We start from the raw sequence: 3,978 nt of genomic DNA, 5'->3' as shown, positions 1-3,978 counted from the left end.
CCGCGCCGACGATCCGCTGGCCTACCGCCACGATGTGGCCGAGGTGGTGCGCCGCGCGGTGGAGGCCCACGAACGGGGCGCCACCGAGGTGTGCATGCAGGGGGGGCTGCACCCGGAGATGGCACTCGACGACTACGTCGAGATGGTGCGCGCCATCAAGGCCGCCGTGCCGTCGATGCACATCCACGCCTACTCGCCCTTCGAGATTCAATACATGACGAAGCGCAGCCAGCGCGACGCCGAGTACGTGCTGCGGACCCTGAAAGACGCCGGTCTGGGGAGCATCCCCGGCACCGCCGCCGAGATCCTCGACACCGACGTGCGACGGGTGCTCACCAAGAACAAGCTCTCCGCGAAGGCGTGGGTCGACATCGTGAAGACCGCGCACCGCGTGGGGCTCTTCTCGACGTCGACCATCATGTACGGGCACGTCGACGAACCCCGCCACCAGGCCGCGCACATCGGCCTCATCCGCGACATCCAGCGCGAGACCGGCGGCTTCACCGAGTTCGTCCCCCTCGGATTCATCCACGACAACACGGCCCTGTACGCTTCTGGGGTCGCCCGCCCGGGCCCGAGCGGGCTCGAAGACCTGCGTCTGCACGCGGTGGCGCGCCTGATGCTGGCGGGCTTCATCGACCACATTCAAGTGTCGTGGGTGAAGCTCGGACCGCGATTGTCGCAGGTCGTGCTCTGCGCAGGGGCCGATGACTTCGGCGGAACCCTCATGGACGAGACCATCTCGAAGTCGGCCGGCGCGTCTCACGGCGAATGGATGAAGCCCGAGGGGTTCGTGCGCCTGATTCGTGACCTGGGGCGCACGCCGGCGCGACGCACCACGAACTACGCGATCGTGGAGAGGTTTTAACATCCGGGTAATCCCTCCGCGTTACACCTCATGGTAGGCTACCTCTAGAAGAGCAGAGAGGGGCCGCCATGGTCACAAGCGCGCTGCGGGCAGGAAATCACCTCACCCCCAAGACCCAGACCGAGCGAACCCGTCAAGCGTCGACGCCGGCGACCAGCGAAGGTCTGTGCACGCCCGCGACCGACGGTGTGTCTCTTGGCGCCACCGCCTCCGCTCGTTCCTCTGCGTCGATCACGGGAGCCGCGAAGGCCCCGCCGGCACTCTCCACCCAAGGCATCGGCGACCGCCTGCGCCACATCGGTCAAGCGATCGGGCACGCCGTCGCCAACACCGTGGCGGGAGTCAGACTGGTCGGATTTGGCCTCATCTACCGTCTCGAGGGGCGCCTCACCGAGACGCGAGAAACCCTCTACCGCCCATCTGATCGGCTTCCCACGCCCACCATCGACCGCCCCTTCGTCATCGTTCCCGGATGGAGCACCCAGCCGAAGGCCTTCGACGCGCTCACGAAGCTGCTCACCCGCAACGGCGCCAACGACGGCCAGACCTATTTCGTCAAGCAGGGACAGTTCTACACCCTCGACGCAGACGGCGCACTGCAGCCTCTGAGCCCCCCCCCCACCCAGGGACGGGTCTTCGAGATGGTCTGGACCGACACGCACCAAAGCCCCAACCACAACCTCCCCGAGATGCGACAGAACCTCGAGGCCATCTGCAACGCCACCGGATACGACAAGCTCGACATCGAGGGCTACAGCATGGGGGGACTCGACACCCGGCTCTACATCGACCAGGGGGGAAGCCGCGTCAACCGCTTCATGATGCTGGGCACCCCCAACCACGGTACGCGCTTCGGTGACCTGGTGGCAGACGTGCTCGATCGCGACGTGAAGTGGGCCATCAAGTTTGCGGGTATCAGCGGCGCCGACCGGGAATCGATGAACTGGCTGCGCCAGGAGAAGAACAGCCCCCTCCTGACCGACCTGAACAGCCGCGCGGGTCAGCAGCAGCGCGTGGCTCCCACCCTATCGGTGGGCACCGACGTCATGCCCACCGCGGGTCGGCGCGGCCTGACCCGAGGAGACGGCCTCGTTCCGTCTTCGAGCCTCGGCCTTCCCGGCGGGAACACCATCGTGCTCCATGAGGCCATGCAGCACGGGCGCCTGAACGACGACCCCACCGTGCAGCACGTGCGATCCGTGTTCTTCGGCTGGGGGCTTCCGGCAGACGCGGGAGCGAAGTTCGGCAGCGACGCGGGCGTGATGAAGCAGGTTCCACACCCCTGACCCACGCGCTCCGCGATTGTGGCAGTCGCGTGTCTCTGACCGCCGCTCTTTACAGAGCCTTTCCTCACTTGCCCTTGTCCTTCCAGGCTCTACCGTGGTATACCGGGGTCCTCTGGGGACGGTATCCATCTGATTGCAGGCCGTGGTGAGACGTACTGCGAATTCAGACCATGGTCTGTGCAGAGTTTAGAGCAACCGATCCTTCAAGAGCCTGCGCGGATCGGGTATAGTTCGAGGAACGGTGAGAGAGGTCGAGGGCTACGATGACGCTTCACGGTGGCAGCGACGCGTCCGAGAGCTGGGCTGTCTGCGCTTCTGGACCACGGCCCAGGCGCAGGCTCGGCCTTGTCCTCGCGATTCGGCCTGTCTGCCCTCCACGGGGATGACCTGAGCGCATGAGCGAACCCGAAGACATCCAGGTCCAGGTCGAGTTCCCATCACGACCCGCGCCCAGCATCGAGATCCTCGACGAGAACGATCTGGTCAACCGCTACGCGCCCGTCGTCGAGTCAGAGATGAACAAGCGCGCGAAGCGCGTCGTGAACGAAACCCTCGCCGGCGACTGGACGAGCCTGCAGAAGATCAAGATCTCAGACTGGGATCTGGCCCAGTTCGCTCGCGCCCTCGGAACCATGTACAACTCCGGCGTTGCTCTCACGCGCGCGTTCGAGGTGCTGAGCGCCTCCACCGAGTCGGTCGAGTGGAGCCTCGTGACCGCCGCCATCAACCGCGACCTTCAACAAGGGAAGAATCCCGTGACGGCCTTCGGCGCCTTCCCCAACGTCTTTGGCTCCACGTGGACCGCGCTGCTGCGCCAGGGCATGGAGAACGGCTCGCTGGGTGACAGCTTCAACGCCCTGAGCCGCATGCACGAGAGAAACGCCGAGCTGAAGGCAAAGGTGCGCGCCGCCAGCACATACCCCATCATCATCTTCGTGGTCTGCGGCCTGGTGGCGCTCATCGCCTGTGTGTTCGTGCTGCCCTCGCTGCTCGAAGGCATCACGGCGGGAGACAAGCCCATCCCCCTGATGACCAAGATCCTCATCGCCATCGTCGACGTGGCCTCGAACCCCATCTTCCTGGCGGCAGCCGGCGGGGTGCTCTGGTTCAACATCCGCCTGTTCAAAGGGTTCATCTCAACCTACCGAGGCCGCCTGCGCTTCGACATGCTGGCCATTCGAATGCCCCTCGTGGGACGGGTGGTGCGCCTGGTCGCCGTCACCAAGCTGCTGCACACCCTGCAGGCCAGCATCAAGGCCGGCACGCGGATCACCGTCGCCCTCGACCTGGCGGGCGCCGCCGCGGGAAACGCCATCTACCGGCTTCACATGATGCGCTGCATCGAAGGGCTCACCGATGGCCGAAGCCTGGCGTCGATGTTCGCACCGCCCAACCGACTGTACGATCCGATGGTGTACTACACCATCTACATCGGCGAGGAGTCGGGCTCCCTCGACAGCCTGCTCGAAGCCATCGCCAACTACTATGACGTGGAGGTGCGCAGCACCCTCGACAACACCCTCACGGCCCTCGAACCGCTGATGGTGGCCGGCATGGGGCTCATCGTGGCCTTCGTGCTGATGGCCATCTTCCTGCCGCTGTACGGGCAGCTCTCCGGAGAATGAACGTGCTGCGACGCAACGGCAGACGAAGGGGGCTGAGCCTGCTCGAGGTCGAGGTATCACTGCTCATCTTCATGTTCGGAACCGTGGCGCTCATGGCGTTCCCGTCAACGCTGCACGACAGCACCTCGTTCTCGCAGACCCGCGTCGAGGCGGCACGGGTGGCGCAGACCGTGCTCGACTACCTGCTCTCCATCCCCTA

The 3,978-nt window shown here is 65.3% G+C and carries 4 protein-coding genes; all 4 read left to right on the top strand.

Annotation, left to right across the window (positions count from 1 at the left end):
- Window positions 1-868 (top strand): 7,8-didemethyl-8-hydroxy-5-deazariboflavin synthase subunit CofH (cofH, locus tag EB084_21230; protein NDD30787.1); only part of this gene is annotated, 868 nt, incomplete at its 5' end.
- A 68-nt stretch (window positions 869-936) separates the two neighbouring features.
- Window positions 937-2,154 carry a hypothetical protein gene (locus tag EB084_21225; protein NDD30786.1) on the top strand — a complete coding sequence of 406 codons (1,218 nt, stop codon included), beginning with the start codon at window positions 937-939 and terminating at the stop codon, window positions 2,152-2,154.
- A gap of 395 nt (window positions 2,155-2,549) precedes the next feature.
- Window positions 2,550-3,779, top strand: coding sequence for a type II secretion system F family protein (locus tag EB084_21220; GenBank protein ID NDD30785.1), 1,230 nt, complete (start codon window positions 2,550-2,552; stop codon window positions 3,777-3,779).
- 2 nt (window positions 3,780-3,781) lie between these two features.
- Window positions 3,782-3,978 (top strand): hypothetical protein (locus EB084_21215; GenBank protein ID NDD30784.1); only part of this gene is annotated, 197 nt, incomplete at its 3' end.

It is taken from the genome of Pseudomonadota bacterium, from assembly GCA_010028905.1.
Classification (GTDB): Bacteria; Vulcanimicrobiota; Xenobia; order RGZZ01; family RGZZ01; genus RGZZ01.
The sequence above is the reverse complement of the archived record's forward strand: the minus strand, read 5'-3'. Positions and strand labels throughout refer to the sequence as shown.